Annotated in this window: 13 protein-coding genes; 9 read left to right on the top strand and 4 right to left on the bottom strand. The window is 42.6% G+C overall.

Annotation, left to right across the window (positions count from 1 at the left end; genetic code table 11):
* Nucleotides 1-163 precede the first annotated feature (163 nt).
* A complete protein-coding gene (locus DSL64_RS13545) occupies nt 164-2,359 on the top strand; it encodes a TonB-dependent siderophore receptor (protein WP_115831442.1) in 2,196 nt (731 codons plus the stop codon).
* A 29-nt stretch (nt 2,360-2,388) separates the two neighbouring features.
* Nucleotides 2,389-3,528: a PepSY-associated TM helix domain-containing protein gene (locus tag DSL64_RS13540; RefSeq protein WP_115831441.1), complete on the top strand. Its 1,140-nt coding sequence runs from the start codon at nt 2,389-2,391 to the stop codon at nt 3,526-3,528.
* Here DSL64_RS13540 and DSL64_RS13535 read toward each other — a convergent pair whose 3' ends face one another.
* A complete protein-coding gene (locus tag DSL64_RS13535) occupies nt 3,529-4,443 on the bottom strand; it encodes a DMT family transporter (RefSeq protein ID WP_115831440.1) in 915 nt (304 codons plus the stop codon). It lies immediately after the preceding gene.
* A 218-nt stretch (nt 4,444-4,661) separates the two neighbouring features.
* Here DSL64_RS13535 and DSL64_RS13530 point away from each other — a divergent pair, with 218 nt between their 5' ends.
* The 3 genes from DSL64_RS13530 to DSL64_RS13520 all read left to right on the top strand — a co-directional run bounded on the left by DSL64_RS13530 (nt 4,662) and on the right by DSL64_RS13520 (nt 9,364).
* Complete coding sequence (locus DSL64_RS13530; protein ID WP_115831439.1) at nt 4,662-5,048, top strand: VOC family protein; 387 nt, start codon at nt 4,662-4,664, stop codon at nt 5,046-5,048.
* 288 nt (nt 5,049-5,336) lie between these two features.
* Nucleotides 5,337-5,906 (top strand): ExbD/TolR family protein, encoded by a 570-nt coding sequence (locus DSL64_RS13525; RefSeq protein WP_115831438.1) that lies wholly within the window; start codon nt 5,337-5,339, stop codon nt 5,904-5,906.
* Between the two features lie 323 nt (nt 5,907-6,229).
* Complete coding sequence (locus DSL64_RS13520; protein WP_115831437.1) at nt 6,230-9,364, top strand: T9SS type A sorting domain-containing protein; 3,135 nt, start codon at nt 6,230-6,232, stop codon at nt 9,362-9,364.
* Nucleotides 9,365-9,442: 78 nt separating this feature from the next.
* Here the strand turns inward: DSL64_RS13520 and DSL64_RS13515 are convergent, their stop codons facing one another.
* Nucleotides 9,443-10,453 carry a bestrophin family protein gene (locus tag DSL64_RS13515; RefSeq protein WP_115831436.1) on the bottom strand — a complete coding sequence of 337 codons (1,011 nt, stop codon included), beginning with the start codon at nt 10,451-10,453 and terminating at the stop codon, nt 9,443-9,445.
* A gap of 356 nt (nt 10,454-10,809) precedes the next feature.
* Here DSL64_RS13515 and DSL64_RS13510 point away from each other — a divergent pair, with 356 nt between their 5' ends.
* Entirely contained in the window at nt 10,810-12,753 is a 1,944-nt protein-coding gene (locus DSL64_RS13510) for a tetratricopeptide repeat-containing sensor histidine kinase (protein WP_115831435.1), read from the top strand.
* Between the two features lie 186 nt (nt 12,754-12,939).
* Here the strand turns inward: DSL64_RS13510 and DSL64_RS13505 are convergent, their stop codons facing one another.
* Nucleotides 12,940-13,851 (bottom strand): metallophosphoesterase family protein, encoded by a 912-nt coding sequence (locus DSL64_RS13505; RefSeq protein ID WP_115831434.1) that lies wholly within the window; start codon nt 13,849-13,851, stop codon nt 12,940-12,942.
* 190 nt (nt 13,852-14,041) lie between these two features.
* Here DSL64_RS13505 and DSL64_RS13500 point away from each other — a divergent pair, with 190 nt between their 5' ends.
* Complete coding sequence (locus tag DSL64_RS13500) at nt 14,042-14,974, top strand: NAD(P)-dependent oxidoreductase (RefSeq protein WP_158547918.1); 933 nt, start codon at nt 14,042-14,044, stop codon at nt 14,972-14,974.
* Nucleotides 14,975-14,992: 18 nt separating this feature from the next.
* Here the strand turns inward: DSL64_RS13500 and DSL64_RS13495 are convergent, their stop codons facing one another.
* A complete protein-coding gene (locus tag DSL64_RS13495; RefSeq protein WP_115831432.1) occupies nt 14,993-16,582 on the bottom strand; it encodes a MutS-related protein in 1,590 nt (529 codons plus the stop codon).
* A gap of 233 nt (nt 16,583-16,815) precedes the next feature.
* On the opposite strand from DSL64_RS13495, the gene DSL64_RS13490 reads away from it, so the two are divergent.
* Together DSL64_RS13490 and DSL64_RS13485 are read left to right on the top strand one after the other, a co-directional pair.
* Complete coding sequence (locus DSL64_RS13490) at nt 16,816-17,886, top strand: helix-turn-helix domain-containing protein (protein WP_115831431.1); 1,071 nt, start codon at nt 16,816-16,818, stop codon at nt 17,884-17,886.
* Nucleotides 17,887-18,107: 221 nt separating this feature from the next.
* A complete protein-coding gene (locus DSL64_RS13485) occupies nt 18,108-19,154 on the top strand; it encodes a tyrosine-protein phosphatase (RefSeq protein WP_158547917.1) in 1,047 nt (348 codons plus the stop codon).
* Nucleotides 19,155-19,183 lie beyond the last annotated feature (29 nt).

Raw genomic sequence — 19,183 nt, 5'->3', positions numbered from 1 at the left:
CAATTGATATGATGACCATATTAAAATGACATTAATCAGAATCTCCGATGTGAAAATTGGTGATTTTTGCAATACAGTTTGGATTGCGGAGCAAGGGAATTAAAACGAATTTGTCACCCTCGGAAAGGATTTTGGATCCGGCGAAATAAAGATGAAGTAAGACATGAATAAGTTAGTACTATTAACGGCTGCGATGCTGATTTTCACGTTTAAGTCCAATGCGCAGGAAGTCAAAGATTCGCTAGAAATACGCTCGTTGGAATTACAGGAAGTAGTTATTGGCGGGGTGGTGGAAACAGCAGATATTTCAAGCGAGTTCTCTTCCCGCATGCCCATCACCAGCCTTGAAAATCCGCAGTTAAGCCATACAGTAAGTGGAAAGTTGCTTCGTAACCGCAACTATTTTGTACAGTACAATATGCTCTCCAACATTACCGGGGTTACGCCAAGCTGGGCAGGTGCGTCTCCCAATTACACCATCCGCGGCTTTAGGACCAGATCCAATTTCCGTAACGGACTTAACGGTTACGTTGCTTCAGATATAGATCCTTCTAACATAGCGCAATTGGATGTGGTGAAAGGACCTAGCGGCGCACTATTTGCGAGCTCAATGACCGTTTTCGGTGGGCTGATCAACAGAATCACGGTGAAACCACAGCATAACAAATTTGCCACTTTATTTTTTGCCGGCGGAAATAACAACTATCAAAGAGCCACAGTAGATGTGAACCTTCCATTGTCAGTGGATCGTAGTAAACTATTCAGGGTGACAGGTGCGTACACCAATAAAGAAAGCTTCCAGGATCAGGGATTGTACCGGAATCTTTTCCTTGCGCCTAGCTTTGCTTACAAGGTCAATAAGAATCTGAAAATTGAAGCAGAAGGGGAAATCCTCAGAAGGGTAGCGACCAATAATCCATTGTTCATTCCAATGAATCCTTCTGCAAACGGAGAAGCTGTGCAGGTCGGTAACACAACGGATCTGAAGCTGGATTACAATAAATCGTTTACTGATAATAGTGTGCTTTTCAAAACGACGGCCATCAACTTTTACGGAAAGATCAGCTACCGTCTGTCTGACCGCTGGTCTGCGGAAACGAACCTGATCAGCAATAACAGCCAATCACACGGAGATTACCAGACGATGGTTTTAACAAATAATAATTCCAGTGTGATACGCAGGGTGGTGAATTATGGGCCCGAATCAATCATCAGTCAGCAAATACAACAGAATTTGCGTGGCGATTTTTATGTGGGAAGGGTTCGTAACAGACTATTGGCTGGACTTGATTATTACAGATATAGCTATGGCACTACAGCCAACGGGCTGGATGGTTCACGTGCCAATGGAGCGGAAGGAGCAGTGAGACCGGTGTTTGATACTGTAGCTGTTCATGGCAATAATCCGGCTTACGGACTGTTTAACGCGCAGCAAATAACCAGCAGGCTCGCCGGCAGAATTCCTGCCATTACACTTGCTGTCCAGAATTCGTATTCAGCTTATGTTTCTGATGTCATCAATCCTACAGAAGCGCTTTCGATTATGATCAGCGCGCGGATTGACAGGCTTGTGAACCAGGGAACTTATAATAAAACTACAAACGCAACAACCGGTGATTACAACCAAACAGCGTTTTCTCCTAAACTGGGTGTAACCTATCAGGTATTGCCGCAAAAACTGGCCTTGTTTGCCAGCTACATGAACGGCTTTCAGAATGTAGCACCGACAAGTCAGGTGGACGGAACGATCTCGAATTTCCGGCCTCAGCTGGGCAATCAGCTGGAAGCTGGTGTAAAGGTAGAATTAGCAAAAAAACTGTTGGAGGCCACACTAAGCTACTACCATATTCAGGTAAGTAATGTGGTAAGATCTAATCCTGAAAACGTCAGTATTTTTATTCAGGATGGGCGTCAACGCAGCCGGGGTCTTGAAGCGGACTTGCAAAGTGCTCCCTTGCAAGGCCTCTTTTTACATGCCGGATTTGCTTATAACGATAGTAAGCTGACTGTTGCGGATGCGAATACGCAAGGGCTTCGGCCAGTGAATTCAGGACCTGCACTTTCTGGAAACTGGTATATCAATTATATGCTTAAAGGATTTGCTCTGAAAGGGCTTTCTGCAGGGTTAGGAGGGAATCATTATGGCAAAGATGTGATCATTAATTCCAGGTCAGCAGGTCAGTTTTATACAAACGCGTACAGTCTGATCAATGCGCAGATCAGCTATGACCAAACGGGTTATGCGCTTGCCTTGTCTGCAGATAATCTCTTGAATACCAAATATTATTACGGTGGGAGAGGATTTGTGACGCCTGGTAATCTTCGTCAGGTGATACTTTCACTCAAACTCAAACTGTGATCCTCAAACCCACGGATGAAAGCTGACTGATGGATAAAAAAACTTTCACAAAAATGGCGTTCAAGGTGCATGGTTATCTGGGCCTTGTCTTTGGGCTATTTTACCTTTTTTTCGGAATCAGCGGATCCGTACTCATATTCAGCAAAGATGTTGAGCATCGTCTCCATACGGAATTGCACCACGTAGTGCCGCAAAAGAAGAAAGCTTCTGTCGATAGCATTTTTCGAAAGCTGGCCGTGAGCTACCCGCCGGTACGTCAGATTGTACTGAATCATTTTCCGGCCACGAGTCATGACAGCTATGAGTTTATGATTTTTGAATACCAGCAAAAGACAACGGATAATTATTTGTCTTATGCGTTTGTGAATCCGTATACGGGTCAGGTGTTGAAGAAGGGGAATTTTGGAGATTTAAAGGCCCCGTTTTCGCGGTGGCTGTATTCGGCACATTATTGTTTGCAAGCCGATAAACCAGGCAGGTTGATTACTGCTATTATCGGACTTTTGTTTATAGTCAATCTGACTACAGGCGTGTGGATCTACCGCAAGCATGTTGCGGAGGTGCTTCGTTTTAAAGCCGGATTGAGCTTCAAAAACGGACGGACATTCTTTTCTTCTCTACATCGGGTGGTCGGCGTGTGGTCACTGGTGCTGAATTTTCTGATGTTTTTTAGTGGCTTCTGGATGAATAAGTCGCTGTTTATACCCTCCGAATGGGAAATCATTCCGGCTCAGAAGGAAAACTATCTGATAGGAGGCGATATTGATATCATTCTTCAGAAAGCACAGCAGATCAAAGGATTTACACCGATTGCCATCAAAGTAGGTACTGATCAGAAAAAGGATGTCGTTGTCAACGGGCGGTTTGAGGATACGGTCAATCCGTTGCTATGGGGCAAGGCGAGTGATGTGTATTTTGACAGCGATACCGGAGAGCTCAAAGAGATTATAAGAATTGAAGACAAACCGGCAGCCGATCAGTTTTATTGGGCTATGAAGCAGTTTCACATGGGGCACTACGACAATCTGTTTGTGAAAATTATTTACGCATTGGTAGGGCTAAGTCCTGCGATATTGTCACTGACCGGTTATTTACTTTGGAGAAAAAGAAAAAAGCCACTGAAGAAAAAGTATCCTGCAATGGCATTGAACACGACTGTGTTGCCGTAGTTATGTAAGGATATTTTGCGGCTCTAATATTTCCTGCGAGCTGATCTGCTGGCTTTTCTGCTCAGCGAGAATATTGATAATCACCCCACACAAAATCAGCACAATACCGGTTGCCAGCCGAAATGTAAATGCTTCATGAAAGAGCATGACACTGATGGCAACTGCCACCACCGGTTCCAGCGCACCCATGATGGAGGTAGTTGTAGAGCCGATCAGTTTAATAGCATATACCAGTGCCGTAATGGAAATCACCGACGTAGAAAAACCAAATACGGTAATGTTGAGCAGCATTTTTGTGTCTGGCAGTAAAAGAGATTCTTTTAATAAAAGTGCTTTGACCAAATAAAAGCCACCGGAAAACAGCATAGAATAAAATGCGAGTTTGAAGCCCGATGCACCTACTTTTGATTTATTGACCAAAACGATATACAAGGCATAACACACCGCGCTGGTCAGAGCTACAAGAAGTCCTGTATAATTGATGTCAAACATGCCATTTCTGGCACTTAATACAAAAATTCCACCCAAAGTGACGATCAATGAAACGGCCATGGGTTTGGATATTTTTTCCCCGAAAAATACTGCCATCGTAATGGCGACGAATAAGGGGTAAACAAATAGAATCGTCGAAGCGATTCCGGCAGAAAGGTAATCATAAGCCATAAACAGAAACTCTGAGCTTAACGCAAAGAGAACACCCAATGTCACAAGAACCAGCAACTCGGATCGCTTTATGCTTAATGGCTCTTTCTTATAAATCAGCAGAGCTAAAATAAACAGCGCGGAGATAACAAAACGGTAAGCCAGCGTCACATCCATTGAAAAATTGGCCGTCTTAATAGGTAATACAAAAAGAGGAATCAATCCGTAACTGATTGCAGATAGAATGGCGAACAAATAGCCTTTAACCTTCATTAATTAAAATTGTATAATATTGTGCATTCACTTGGTGACTTTATTTGCAACAGATAATTTTTGTCAAGCGTTCATGGAGTAAATTTTGTGAAGTAAGGAGTTCTGAATCATCGGGAAAAGGGTTTGGCTTATGATGATTTAAAGAGAATAAAAGTAGCCCTGTAATTTTTACTTCGGGAGAAGAGAAAGTGTACTTTGTTTTAAATATAACTATAGCAATGCGGTTTAAGCTAGGTAGTATCATTCTTTATGTTCGTGACGTAACCCTTCTGCGAACATTTTATACATACCATTTTGGTATGACTGTCCTGGAAGAATTCGGGGAAACCTGGGCTCTTCTTGCAGCAGGTGATGTATCGCTGGGGCTGCATCAGATGGGAGAGCAGTATCTTGCAAAGGAATCGAATTCGGTAGATGAACAGAGTAATGCCAAGTTGGTTCTGGATACTGATACGGATATAGAGGAAGTGGTAAGACAACTGATTGAAAATGGTGTATCCATGCGCGAAATTAAAACATTTGACAATTATGATTTCTGGCTATGTGACGGGATAGATCCGGAAGGAAATGTGTTCCAGATCCGGCAACGGAAAACCCGCGATTGAAAGTACTCCGGTCTGAATGGCATAGCCAGTCTGAACGGTTTATGGTAGCTGCTATTCCAAAACAACTCACCTTTCACTGTTCAACCCTCTACCGGGTTGCCGGTTTGTTGCAAACATTTCTTATTCCCAGGGTTTCACCCTGAGCCATTCAGACCGGCCTCCGGCGACCATACCATTCCAAACGATAACCTTAAATTCTGTCATTGGTATTTATTCTAAGCATAGATATTTATTTATATATAATTGATTTATATATTTAAATATCCATTCATTTAAACCTGCAGCATCATGGCAGCTATTGAAGAAACCGGCGATTTGAATGTTAAAAAAGGAAACACTTTCAAAAGCAAAAGGATGTCGACAAGAGTTGATATGACTCCCATGGTCGATTTGGGCTTTTTGCTTATTACATTTTTCATGCTCGCTACTACCATGAGCAAACCTACTGCAATGTCAGTTTTTTTTCCTTCCAAATCGGATGATGGAATAGGTCAACCTATCAAGGCATCTGGTGTGCTGACAATTTTCCTGGGAGCCAGGGATGAAATCTATTATCTGGACGGTATCGCTGCAGATGACGAAAAGGCAGCTTCTACACTAAAGACAACTAACCCGGGGTTTGATCTCAGAAACGTAATATTCGATGCTCATAAGCGGGTTCGGTCATTGGTTCGTAGCGAAGGTCAAGAGGACAACGAGTTCATCATTGTAATAAAGCCCACCGCCGTTTCCAGTTATAAGAACATGGTCGATGCCATGGACGAAATGACCATTACCAAATCCAGACGGTACGCGCTTGTTGATGAGTTAACGGCCGATGAGGAGAAGTTGCTTGGGAATAGGATTTTGGTAAAGTGAGTCTGTCGCCGAAAGTATACTTCCGATATAGTGATTCAGATGTACAAATAATTCGTAAACGGTAATTGGTTTAATCTAAACGTTTATTTACTTCGCGCAATAATTAGTTTTAAGTTGAACGGGTTTACTTTACAGCTTTACTAATTGTCAGCTCAACCTGCTCAGGTAAATGGTCGGATTTTGAATCATTTGTTTAAGCATTAATGAAAACTTTCTGTGAATATCCACTGATCTATGTAAATGGATTGGGAGGTTTCTGTTTACAGGCCGGAAATAACTGGCTTCGTTAATTCAAAAACAATTTAATTCATCCCGAATTTTTAATGAAACATTTTTTACTGGCAGTAGTAGCATTTCTTTTTGAAATCGACACCCTTGCACAATCTCTCGAAACAGATCGTCTCGCTCTCATCGACCTTTACAATTCTACGGCTGGCTCCGGCTGGACGAACAAAACAAATTGGCAGGTACCTGGTAATGTTGGGGACAGTCCCTGTGGTTGGTACGGTGTGTCGTGTTCCGGTGGCAGGGTTAGTCAAGTCTATCTCGTTGATAATAATCTGACAGGGTCTATACAGGCAACTGTGGGTAGCCTCAGCAACTTGAGAACGCTAAATCTTATTAATAACAAAATTACAGGTCCAGTACCATCGGAGATAGCAAATTTGAATTCACTGGAGTTTCTAGGCTTAAGCCGTAATCAACTAAACGGATCGATTCCTCCAGAAATGGGTAGCATGAATCAGCTGAAGTGGGTTTATTTGGATAACAACAAGCTAGCCGGTAATATACCTGTCACTCTGGGAGGGTTAATCAACCTTAAATCTTTATATCTGTCTGCAAACGAACTAACCGGTAGTATTCCAGCAACACTGGGAAATTTAAATAACCTGGAGTATCTGGAGTTGAGTTCCAATAAATTAAATGGGGCTTTGCCAATTGAAGTGGGATACCTTTCATCGCTCAAACAATTTTCTATATATAATAATAATATCTCGGGTGATATTCCGGCACAAATTACTGGTATGGTAAGTTTGGACTATTTGAATCTTGGAAAGAACCAATTTACGGGTTCAATTCCTGGAGGCCTAGGAAGTTTGCCGGTGCTGAGAGATCTTGATCTTAGAGAAAATCAACTGAGTGGATCCATACCTGCACAATTAGGGAACAGTGCATCAATCAAAAATATGTCCTTAAATTTGAATAAACTTTCTGGTGCGATACCAGCACAACTTGGAAATATCTCCTCTATGGAGAGGTTGTACCTGCATGACAACCAACTTTCAGGATCTATCCCTGGTGAATTAGGATATCTGCCCAATCTTCAGGCCTTATGGCTGGACCACAACCAGCTCACAGGCACCATTCCGTCTCAACTGGGGAATTTGACAAATATGAAAAGTTTGATTTTGAGGGAAAATCAACTGACTGGAAGCATTCCCTCCTCATTGGGGAATCTGCCAAATATCGAAATCATGTGGTTGTCACAAAATCAGCTGAGTGGTCCGCTTCCGAACCTATCTTCGTTCCCCGCAAGATCAGTGAGTATTTTTGCCAACAAATTCAATTTTGATGCTATTGAACCTAATGTTGTTAAATTGTCTTCTTATGCACCACAGGCTAAAATAGTACTGAACTATAACGGAGGGGTTCTGAACGCACCTGCAGGAGGGACCTTGTCTAACAATACGTATAATTGGTATCGTGATGGAAACCTTGTTGCGACGAATACAGGCTCAGACTCATACGTAACTACAGCAGATGGTGTGTACAGAGTGGAGGTGACGAACAGTGTTGTGACAGATTTGACGCTTAGTAGCGAAAATTACCTTATTGGCCCTGACCGTCTGGAAGAAGACCGATTAGCTCTGATCGCTTTGTACAATGCAACAAATGGATCCAATTGGACAAATAAGACGGGTTGGCTGGTGCCGGGGAATGTGGGTGACAATCCCTGCGGTTGGTATGGAGTGAGTTGTACTAATGGTCGGGTGTCCTATTTAAGTTCAAATGATAATAATTTGGTTGGGGCACTCCCCATGGAGCTAGGTTTATTAGACAAATTAAATATTCTGTCGATTAGCTATAATCCACAACTAACGGGAGAAATACCCACCTCGCTGGGGAATTTGACTAATTTGACTTTTCTCAATCTGATAGCAAATAATCTCACAGGCAATATCCCGGCAGAAATAGGAAATCTCATTGGACTAACGGGACTGAATATGTATCAAAATGCACTGTCAGGCAATATTCCATGGCAATTGGGTAATTTGGTTCTACTTCGAAGTTTATCTTTAAACTCAAACCAACTAACCGGCAGTATTCCGACACAACTAGGTAGTTTGAGCCAATTGACTAGATTAGATTTGAGTACTAATAACCTGAGCGGAAGCATTCCGTTATCACTCACCAGCTTATCTCAACTAAAAGGTCTTTCGTTAGATTACAATCAACTTACTGGTTCCATTCCTGCGGAAATTGGTAATTTATCCAATATGCAATCACTTTGGCTTAATAACAATCATTTGACTGGGAGTGTCCCGCCAAGCATTGTGAGTCCGGCCGGATTGACTAGCTTAAATCTGGCATATAACCTGCTTAGTGGAACAATTCCACCATTAACAAATATTCCTGCATCGGGTTACGTAAGGGTGGATAATAACAGGTTTAATTTTTCCGGTATTGAGTCGAATATAACGAAGCTGGATAGTTACAGTCCTCAGGCGAAAATTCCGATCAGTAATACAAGCGGTGTTTTATCTGTCGATGCTGGCGGGACTTTGGCAAATAATACTTACTACTGGTTGAAGAACGGAGTTCTGGTTCAGACAAACGCCGGAAATAATAGTTTTGCCCTGACAGGTACGGGAACTTACAGGGTTGTTGTGTTTAATAGCATTGCTTCACAGTTATCCCTTGTGAGTGAAGATTATGTGTATACTGATGCCCTACCTGTGAAACTCGTCAATTTTACAGCTGTGGCAAAAGAATTTTCAAATCTGCTGAAATGGTCTACCACCTCTGAAAGTAATAATGCCGGATTTGATATTGAGCGTAGCAGTGATGGTAAATATTTTGAAAAAATAGGTTTTATGGATGGGAAAGGAGATTCCAAAACACTTCAGTCCTATCAATTTTCAGATAATAATCCCTTGCCAATTAATTACTACCGCTTAAAACAAATAGATTATGACGGCAGGTTTGACTTTTCCCGAATCATTCAGGTTGCCTCTGATTCAGAAGGTCTTAGCGTTTTTCCTAATCCGGTTAAAGATGTGCTGACAGTTGAAAGCAGTGCATCTAACGAGGATATCAGAATCTATAATTTGAAAGGTCAGTTGCTGCTTAGTAAGCCATTTTCTGGCAAGCAGACCGTGCAAGCCAGTGGCTTGCCGCCGGGCATTTACATGATCACAGTCGGAAAGCAATCCGCCAGGTTCGTTGTAGAACAGTAATTATGTGAAAAAAATGAGCCGGACCAATTTGTGGAATCCGGCTCATTTTTTTAAGATCAAACTATTGGTTATCTACGCCTAAAACAACATCCCCTGATATGGTTGAATCTTCTGTGGTATCTGCTCATCTCCCAGCATTTCACATAAGTCGATTTCGATATTGCGAACGATGCTGGCAACCGGTACATCGTTGATCAAACCTTCGAAAGGGTTCTCACTGATGTCGCCTACGTACTCCATAAACATAAAAACCCATGAAACGATCAGGTTGAAAGGAATCAGCAGAAACATGTAGCGTTCGCCGAGTTCGACAAATTGCGGTAGCAAACCAAACGGCAGCAGCGTCATAAAAACAAAAATGAACAGCGTCGAAGTTGTGGCATACTGGCGGGGAAAAGGTGTGTTTTTAATGCGCTCACTTTTTCCCTGTTCATCATAAAACGAAGCAATCAGATTTTGTAATTCTACGTGCTGGAACGCATCCACAAGTCCATTTTTTCTTAAAAATTTAATGTCCTGTGATTGACGGTCAAGAATCTGCGTGGCCCGGTTGCTTTTGGTTTTAATCCATTCCACTTCACCTTCTGATAGATACTTCTGCACCTCATCTTCAAAAGTTTCCTGCGTTTTGTGAATGGCAACACGCTGTCTTTTACTGGCGCGGTCGCGGTGCTCCCAGGTCGTGCGCTGGCGCATGGCATATTTCAGGGCATAGAGCCATCCGATATGCCGGTATATGATGATGCGGATCATGTCATTAATCTCCTCCTGTTTTTCTGGCTCGTGTTCCAGTTCATGTCCTACAAACGACCTGACCGCTGCACTGAACGAGCGGCTGTTATTTGTGATAGCACCCCACACTTTTCTTGCCTCCCAACTGCGGTCGTAGGATTGGTTGTTTTTAAAACCAACGAAAAATGCCGTAGCAGTACCCACCAGCGAAACCGGCAACCACGGAATTGCTACCCATTTCCAATCCAGATGTTCGTAAAGCACAATGGCAAAAATTCCCGTGAAGAGCGAGAATAAAACCATTCGCCAGGAATAGAAATATACAATCAGCGGGTTCAGGTGGCGTTTTACGTACATCGTAGTTGATAGGAGATGAGTGAGTTATTTTTAATATTGTTGTTATTATTGCAGCAAGATATATTTAATTTTCGAAAAAGGATACGGCGGTTGGTGCTGCACTGTGACTATTCCAATACATGTCTTTCAGGCCTGATACATGGGCTGTTAGTAAGCAATCGGACATCATTATTTAAGACAATATCGTAAAACAACCTCAGATTTTAGATTTACTGAATAGTAAATCAGCTCTTGTAAAAAGAGCAAGAAACTAGTTTCCGCTCCTGAAATTCTTTAAACCCTGTCATTGCTTTTTCCAACCGATATGTAGTAATTTGTAGAAATATTTAATAATTCTACCCTCCATTATTGAAAATATGCGGTCGTTGAACGCACAGTTCCTTTGTTCCTGCATTGGTGTAATACTGATGATGGGTCATTTCAACTCTTATTCTTTTAGTATCCAGTCAGATACATCCAAAATTCACACCTCAGGTGACTACAGTGCTGACACGGCCAGAGTCAATGCACTCAATAAACTGGCCCGTGAAAGTTTTTCCTATGATGCCAGAAAGTTGCATATTTCAAGTCGGCAGGCAGCGGAGTTGTCCCGATTGCTTGACTATAAACAGGGGGAAGCGATTGCTTACCAGAATATGGCTTTGTCATACATGCTCATTCATGGAGATGTGGTTGCTCTTGATTATCTGAATAAGGCTCTTGCACTCTTCGAACAGCAGCAGGACACCGTTCACGTTGCGGGTGTTGTCAACTACATGGGATGCTATTATGCTACTTTAAAGGACTACAATCAGGCATTGCCGTTTTTTCTGAAATCTGAAAGGCTTATCGGCTCGCACAAACATAAGTTAATGCTCACTATCCTGTCTAACACCGGATCTTGCTATGAGGATCTGGGGATGTATGATAAAGCTGCATCGTACTACGGCAGGGTCAAAATTCTGGCTGACCAGATTAAGGATTATGCGTGGATTGTCATTTCCTTGTATCAGCAGGCTTCATTGCACTTTGCGAAAAATGAATACAATCTGGCGTTAGCTGTAGTCAAAAGGGCATTGTCTGTTGAAAAGCTGCACCCGATTCCTCCACGGGATATCCAGGCGTTGCATCTTCTGATGGGTAATATCTATTTCAACCAAAGAGCATTCAATAGGGCCAGGCAGCACTACCATGTGGCAGCGGGTTTGGCAGGGAAAATGAACAGCAGGGAAGGGATGTCGGAGGTGTACCAAAAGCTTTATATGCTCGACTCAATTGCGGGTGACTATAAAAATGCATTGAAAAATTACCGCAGTCACAAGGCGATCAACGATAGTTTGGTCAATGATAACAAAAACCGTTTGTCGGGTCTGTTTAAAATCAGGTTTGATCTCAGCGAGGAGGAGGCGAAAAATAACCATCTTCTGCTTGAAAAAAAGGGGCAGGACAATGTTATCTTCTACCAGCAACTTGTGCTGGTGATCGCTGCGCTTCTGGTGCTTGTTGCGGGTTATGCGCTGGTAAGGCTTCGGAAAGTCAACTTTAAACTTAAAGGACTCAACGATCATATCGTACAGCAAAATGAGGAACTTACGAAAGTGAACGGTATCAAAAACAGGCTGTTTTCTGTGATCGCGCATGACCTGAGAAGTCCGTTCGGACAGTTTATAAGTCTGCTCGAAATGGCTGAGGCGCGAATGGTAGATCCCGAAGAAATGGCCGCGATGATGCCTTATCTTAATCAGTCAGCGTCGCAAACGATGTCTATGATGGACAATTTGCTGGCATGGTCACGCAGTCAGATGAATGGTTTCAAAGTGAATGGTGTACAGGTGAGGCTGTATGATCTGATCCGGGAAAAGGTAGACGGGATGCAGGCAAGCATAGAAGGTAAAAATATTTTTGTTGAAGTTCTGGTTGATCCGGATCTAAAAGTTTGGGCGGATGAAGAAATGCTTCGCATTGTTGTGAGAAACCTGCTTGCCAATGCGGTTAAATTTACACCTGCGGGTGGCAATATCGTTTTTAATGCCCGCGCCGAGCATGGTGATGTTGTGCTGACGATCCGTGATTCTGGTGTGGGTATTACAGGTGACAATCTTGCAAAGCTATTTTCTTTTGAAACCGTAAGTACACGTGGCACCGAGCAGGAATCCGGTACGGGAATAGGTCTGAAAATATGTAAGGACCTTGTTGAATTGAATCAGGGGGAAATATGGGTGGAGAGCAAACCGGATGAAGGGAGCATATTTTTTGTCGGTTTGCCCCAGCAGGCCGGACGTTGCTTTCGCGGAATGTTGGCAGGTGAAGCGGCGGTTTAATAGGTTCCAGCTCTGCTAACTTGAGGGTAAGTCAGGAGCTATAATGAATTGAATTGAGCAATGAAGCCAGCTGATGTCCTAAGGTAGATGTTAAAACCTTATAAGGGTTGAATACGGATAGCACAGTTTAACAACCAATGCACAAATTCTAACGGCACCCAGGGAATCCGGATGCCGTTATTTTTATTAATATGCCACGTAGCGCTCGTCAAAACGTCCATCGGCGTACAGGTCAAGGACAGCATAGCCTGCGGGACATTCTCTCCTGATTCCATTCCACCACGCTCCGCTCACAGCGCCGTTACACAAATAGGTTACATTATTGTACAAAACCTTATCCCGCATATGAAGGTGCCCGCTCAGGCATAGTTTCACGTTTTTGTGTTTGTAGAAAAGGCCGATAATTTTAGCGGTATCAGTATGCATATCTCCGCCCAGCATTTCCCACCTGTTTACAATATTGTCTTCTATCATCAGAAGAGCCGTCAAAATCGGGATGTGCGACATCACCAGAACAGGCATCGTCGCCGGCGTTTCATTGAGCTCTTTTTCTAACCAGGCAAACTGCTGATCACCCAATTTTCCAATATACCATGTATTGTCAATATCCAGATGCGTACTGTCCAGAAGGATTATTTTCCAGCCTTTACTGACGAAGCTGTGATAAGGACTTGTCAATTGCAATTGATTCAGAGCGTACTGTTTTCCGTAAATGGGTTGGTCTTTTGTGTTTTCGTGCCACCACACATCGTGATTGCCCAAACAGTAATGCATAGGCAAACTCGATTCTTGTTTTACTATTTTATTCCAGAGTGCCCACTGCGCATCAATAGCGGATAAGTTCTCTTTGTTCATATCGAAAACGATATCGCCACCATTGAGAATCAGGTCAATTTTTGGATTCTGATCCTGAATGTTACGAAGACATTTAGCGAATTTTTCAGGTGCGCCGAGGTCATTTTTAAGATGGACATCAGTAATGTGTGCTACCCTGAGAACTGGTTTGTCAGCACCCAGGATTTTATCTCCTAAGAATGGTGTGGCCAATGCCGCGGAAATTCCTTTCAGTGCGGTTCTTCTTTGTATGGGTTCAGGCATAGTTGTAAATTTTCTGTTTAGGAATTTCAGTTTGAAATGGACTTATAGTCGCCGCAAAACTACACTTTTGGCTATTATCGGTATGTTAAGAATGATGCGGGGCGAATCTGTCGGGAACAATATTTTAGTTCAGAGTCGGCTGATGACATTGTCAGGACACAGATTTCAAAAATCTCTAAATTTAACCCACATGAAAATTCTCATATATGCCGATCTGCAAAAACAATATCTGGAGGACTTAATCAGACAACTGCCAAAGGATGCTGAGATTGTGTTGAAACAGGAATTGTCTGAATCTGAATTGAAAGAGGCACTGAAGACAACCGAGGTGCTGATCGGCAATCCAGCTGTTGAACTGATCAATCCTGTTCCCGCCTCAATTCAATTCTGGCAGCTGGAGAATGTTGGTTTTGAGCAATACAAAGATTTGAAATACAGTGGCATAGCGGCTAATGTTGGTAATATGTCCGCGGCAGCATGTGCGGAGACAATCGTCGCAGGCGTACTGGGTTTCTACAGAGGTGTACATCTGATGGTGCGTAATCAGATTGAGAACAAGTGGGTGGGAGAGAAACTGGAAAATGAGCTGTCAATTTTGGGTGAAAAACAGGTCATAATTCTTGGCTCAGGCGCGATAGCAGAGCATGTGAAAACAATGTTGACGGCATTCGGTTGCCGGGTCAAAATGACTGCGAAGAGTGATCCGGATGCAGATATTCATTCATTCGATAAACTGCTAAAACAACTTGTGTATACAGATTTGGTTGTCAATACATTGCCAGGAAATTTAGACAAATATGTCTCTGCTCCATTCTTTGAAGCTGTCAAGCAGGGGGCACTTTATGCCAGTATAGGGAGAGGGAACACTACCGACGAAACTGCACTTGTCGAAGCGCTGGAAAGTGGCAAGCTGTGTGGGGCGGTACTGGATGTTACTGAAAAAGAGCCATTGCCCGAAAACAGAAAGCTATGGAAAATGACCAATGTGATTCTTACTCAACACACAGGGGCTGCACACAGCGAGCGCGATCGGGACAAGGTTGCAAAGTTTGTGGAGAATATCGGGCAATACCTGAAAGGTGTAAAAGTGAAAGATCAGATCACGCTGACTGATGGATATTGATCAGGGCCTATGTTCAGTTTAAATTTTGTTTTTAAGGATACTGTCGGCAAGCAGGGTTGCCTCTGTTACGACTTCTGCCGGATAATTGTTAAGCGCCAGAATTCTGATTGCATTCGTTTCCCTTAACACGCCAGGCTTAATCCTGTAGTCAAAAGTGATTTTTCCACCTTCGAGTATTTCGGTGAAGTGATATACGCTGAACTCATCCTTCAGCAATTCTGCCAGTTCCAGGTCGTGAGTCGCTGCGATTGTAATGTTAGGCCCCTTGTTCAGATAAGTTAAAACAGCTTTTGCAGATGCAATTCTTTCAACGGTATTAGTGCCTTTGAACATTTCATCAAGTAAAAACAGATTTGCATGCCCTGAGGTGCTTTCTTTGAGTAAATCTCTGATGGTAAGTACCTCTTCAAAATAGTAGCTTTTCTCACTTAGTAAATCATCCGTAATACGGATTGCTGAGTGGACGCGTAAAATAGGAATGGTGAATTCTTGTGCAAAGCAGGTATTGATGGTCTGCGCCGTAATCGTGTTGATTCCGATGGTGCGGATGAAAGTAGTCTTGCCCGACATATTGGATCCGGTTAAAAGAGCTGACTGACTTTCCATGGTATTTGGAACCGATTTGAAGATCAGTGGATGGTATACAGATGAGGCCTTTATGTGCTTTGCGTCAGCACTTATTGTAGGCTTGCAAAAGTAGTCAAGGTCCTTGCGCAAAAAATAAATTGACATGGCCACGTCTATATTTCCCACGTACTCAAATATCTGCCTGATATCGTCTCTTATAAGATCTATTTGTTTGAGTATGTGAAACAACATCAATGGCTCGATCAGCAATAATGCTTTCAGCAGTTCAAGCAGATACTCGACAAGCTGCCCTGCCTCACTTTGTAATTTCTCTTCAAGTTTGAAAATAAACATTCGCGAGCCCAGAGCATCCATTTTCCTTACAGAAGCCTGAACATCTTTTTCAGCATCATTCAGTGCCTCGGTTGATAAAATGTTTTTTGCCACCCGATTTAGTCTGAGAAGCTCAGGTAATGAGCTGCTGTATTGATATATATTCACCTTATTCCAATAGTGGAAACTGAAATTAACCGAAAGAAGAACCAGCAACAGAATAATAAACTGGGGGTGAAAAAACGACAGGATTACAGAAAGCAAGGCCAGCAGCGAGAGTAGGGGAATTATCAGAAACCACCCGGGCTTTTGAATGTGCTTGCCCAGAAAGAGAGACGAGATATGATAGGCTTCCTTTTTGCTCAGCAATGCAAGCTCAGGTAGCAGTATATCGACTATTGCCGGATTTTGTTCAAAGATCCGGATGATCCTTTCGAATCGGTCTGTTCTGGTTTTATTCTTCGGGATTGTTCTTAACGTTTTGTATAAAACCTGCTGTCCCACTGCCGATGTGGTTCGGTCCAGAAACATAAATACCTCATCCAGGTCAAGATCCTGGCAGGTCTTGTCTGAAATGATCTGATGGTTGCCGTTGTTATTATTGAGCAGAAAGAAATTCTCAATTTTTCGGAAATCAAAATAATCTTTTTTGAGCTTGCCAGCCTGAGCCCTGAGCTGATGAAGGAATTTGTTTTTAGATTTAAGCATAAGTCAGATAACTTGATGACTTGAAATTTTATTTTAGGCTGTAGGAATCAACTCTTCAGATTATGTAAATAGTTAAAGTTCTTTCATTCATTGAATTTACTGGATACCACCTCCGTTTTCTTATACAGATATCAGGCTTTTGTGCATGAAGATCCGGAAGTAGATTATTAATAATATCATAACCTTGCGGAAGCACTGCAGGTGGGTTAAATGCCTTTTTTTGTATTCAAAAAGTGCAGACACTCATTACAACCATTTTATTTCAGGCAGGGCTTAATATTTTCCTGTTTTGGTCGAACCGTAAGCGGAACAGCGACGATTTTTATCTGATCGTGCTGATGTCACTTTTTCTGATTCATACCGGTTTCAAATATCTGCTTTGGCTGATATCTCCCGATTACAACACATTTGATAAAATCCACGGTTGTTTCTCTTTACTAACCGGGCCGTATATGCTGTTCTACCTGAATACGATTTCAGGTAAACCTACACTTCAGGTTCTGAAAAAGTACCACTTTCTGCCATTTATGCTGGGGTTCGTTTTGAACGTGATCACCCTGGTCGATGTGCTTGCTTTGGAAGATTTTGCCTATCTGGAACACTTCCATCAGATCATGACAGCGCTCGTGCTGATGTCAATGACCGGGTATGGGAGCTATATATTGGCAAGACTAAAACTACTTGGAGGTCAGACCGATGAAGCAACGGGATACAAACTGAAAATTGTCAGGATGATCTCCATTTTTCTGCTAATGCCTGGTTTTATATTTGTGGTCGGGATACTCACGCCTTTGCCGCATTTTGTCGACAGGCGTATTTGGTATGTGGCCATGATTATTATGATGACGGGTGTGCTGAACTACAGATTTAAGATATCAGGAATAACCAAAGCAAAAGAAGAGCCTGGGCCTGCCGAAACCAGGAAGTATCAGCATTCGACTTTATCCCGGGAAAGGATGCAGCAGATTGCAGATCATATCAATCAGGTAATGAAGCTTCAGAAACCGTATTTGAACACCGAGTTTTCTCTGGAAGACCTGGCAGCAATGATGAGCATTCCGAAACATCATATTACCGAGGTACTCAACTCTGCGTTGCACATCAATTTCTACAAATTTGTAAATCAATATCGCGTGGAAGAATCCAAACGCCTGATCAGAGAAATGAATACGGAATTGAATCTGATGGAGATTGGTTTGGAAAGTGGCTTTAAATCCAAATCCACGTTCAACAAATACTTCAAAGAGCTGACAGGATCCAGCCCGTCAGAATACGCAAGGACAGTCCATGAAGTGCTTACCTGACGATTTTACAACCTGTATGTTTTAAAGCTCTGGTTAACTTAACAGTAACATAATATTTGTAATTGATTGATATTTAGTTATATGTGAATCGTAGTGGGAGCTATTTGTGCGTCCCGTTTGAGGCGGTCGATTTGAAATGCCATTGTGTGCAGCTTTGCACAGCCTTCGGAAATAAAATATTCGGGGAAATGAGTTTAAAAATTTCAATCATCAATCGTACAATGAAAAATGTAATTTTTGCTTTGGCTCTCCTGGGACCTGTCACAGCATTAGCTCAGGAAAGTCACCTGTCCATGGAGAAAATGTGGGCTGAAAGAGACAGTGCCGGCACCTATACAATCTCAGCTTCAGACAAAACTCCCTGGAAGATTTTTAAAGGTGAAACTGTCGGGAAAATAGACTGGTCGAAAAGGATTGCTGTTCTAAATGGCAAGACCATAACAGTGAGCAGCACCCGACCGCAGAGAGTGTTTTTTGCTGCTGTTAATAAAAAGGACACGCTGTATTTTGCGGAAAGAAGGCTGGCTATGGATGCTGCTCCTAATTTCAGGGATTTAGGAGGTTTGAAGACAAGTGACGGACGTACTGTGAAATGGGACAGACTTTTCCGTTGCGGAGATATGGGTAAGTTTACAGATACGGACTTACAGGCTGTAGCGTCATCTCATATTACGGATGTTGTTGATTTCCGCAATATGACGGAAATTCAAAAAAGCCCCGACAAATATCCGGCAGCTTATGAGATGAATCGTATCCATGCCAACATTGGCAGTACAGACGGCAAGTCAACCGGTAATTTTATGAAAATGCTTGCCGATCCGAAAGCAACCACGGCTGACGCAGAAAATACTTTCGCAAAATTTTATCCTGATATCATGCTTGGCGCCAAAGACTACCAGCTGATGTTTGACGAGCTATTGAAAAATTCAGGCGATGAAGGCCTTTTGTTTCATTGCTCTGCCGGAAAAGACCGTACAGGAGTGGGCTCGGCGCTTATTCTCTCTGCATTGAATGTTCCTGAGGAAACGATTATAGAAGAATATTATCTGTCGAACCGCTACACGCGTAAAGCACTCACAAAGGATATGGTAACCAATGGTTTGAATCCTGAAATTGCCCAGGTGCTTTCGGGAGTTGAACCTCGTTATCTGCAGGAAGCTTTCAGAGTTGTTAAAGAAAAGTATGGCTCTGTACATCAATTGCTGGAAAAGGAGCTTGGTATAGATGAAGCTAAACGTATAGCGTTAATCGGTAAATATACCTATTGATCTTATACGTATTCTAAGCTGCATGTTTC

The organism is Dyadobacter luteus (assembly GCF_003383615.1).
Classification (GTDB): Bacteria; Bacteroidota; Bacteroidia; order Cytophagales; family Spirosomataceae; genus Dyadobacter; species Dyadobacter luteus.
The sequence above is the reverse complement of the archived record's forward strand: the minus strand, read 5'-3'. Positions and strand labels throughout refer to the sequence as shown.

Coding starts and splice junctions, on each gene's coding strand:
- DSL64_RS13545 (WP_115831442.1), top strand. CDS start 164: ATGAATAAGTTAGTACTATTAACGGCTGCGATGCTGATTTTCACGTTT.
- DSL64_RS13540 (WP_115831441.1), top strand. CDS start 2,389: ATGGATAAAAAAACTTTCACAAAAATGGCGTTCAAGGTGCATGGTTAT.
- DSL64_RS13535 (WP_115831440.1), bottom strand. CDS start 4,443: ATGAAGGTTAAAGGCTATTTGTTCGCCATTCTATCTGCAATCAGTTAC.
- DSL64_RS13530 (WP_115831439.1), top strand. CDS start 4,662: ATGCGGTTTAAGCTAGGTAGTATCATTCTTTATGTTCGTGACGTAACC.
- DSL64_RS13525 (WP_115831438.1), top strand. CDS start 5,337: ATGGCAGCTATTGAAGAAACCGGCGATTTGAATGTTAAAAAAGGAAAC.
- DSL64_RS13520 (WP_115831437.1), top strand. CDS start 6,230: ATGAAACATTTTTTACTGGCAGTAGTAGCATTTCTTTTTGAAATCGAC.
- DSL64_RS13515 (WP_115831436.1), bottom strand. CDS start 10,453: ATGTACGTAAAACGCCACCTGAACCCGCTGATTGTATATTTCTATTCC.
- DSL64_RS13510 (WP_115831435.1), top strand. CDS start 10,810: ATGCGGTCGTTGAACGCACAGTTCCTTTGTTCCTGCATTGGTGTAATA.
- DSL64_RS13505 (WP_115831434.1), bottom strand. CDS start 13,851: ATGCCTGAACCCATACAAAGAAGAACCGCACTGAAAGGAATTTCCGCG.
- DSL64_RS13500 (WP_158547918.1), top strand. CDS start 14,042: ATGAAAATTCTCATATATGCCGATCTGCAAAAACAATATCTGGAGGAC.
- DSL64_RS13495 (WP_115831432.1), bottom strand. CDS start 16,582: ATGCTTAAATCTAAAAACAAATTCCTTCATCAGCTCAGGGCTCAGGCT.
- DSL64_RS13485 (WP_158547917.1), top strand. CDS start 18,108: ATGAAAAATGTAATTTTTGCTTTGGCTCTCCTGGGACCTGTCACAGCA.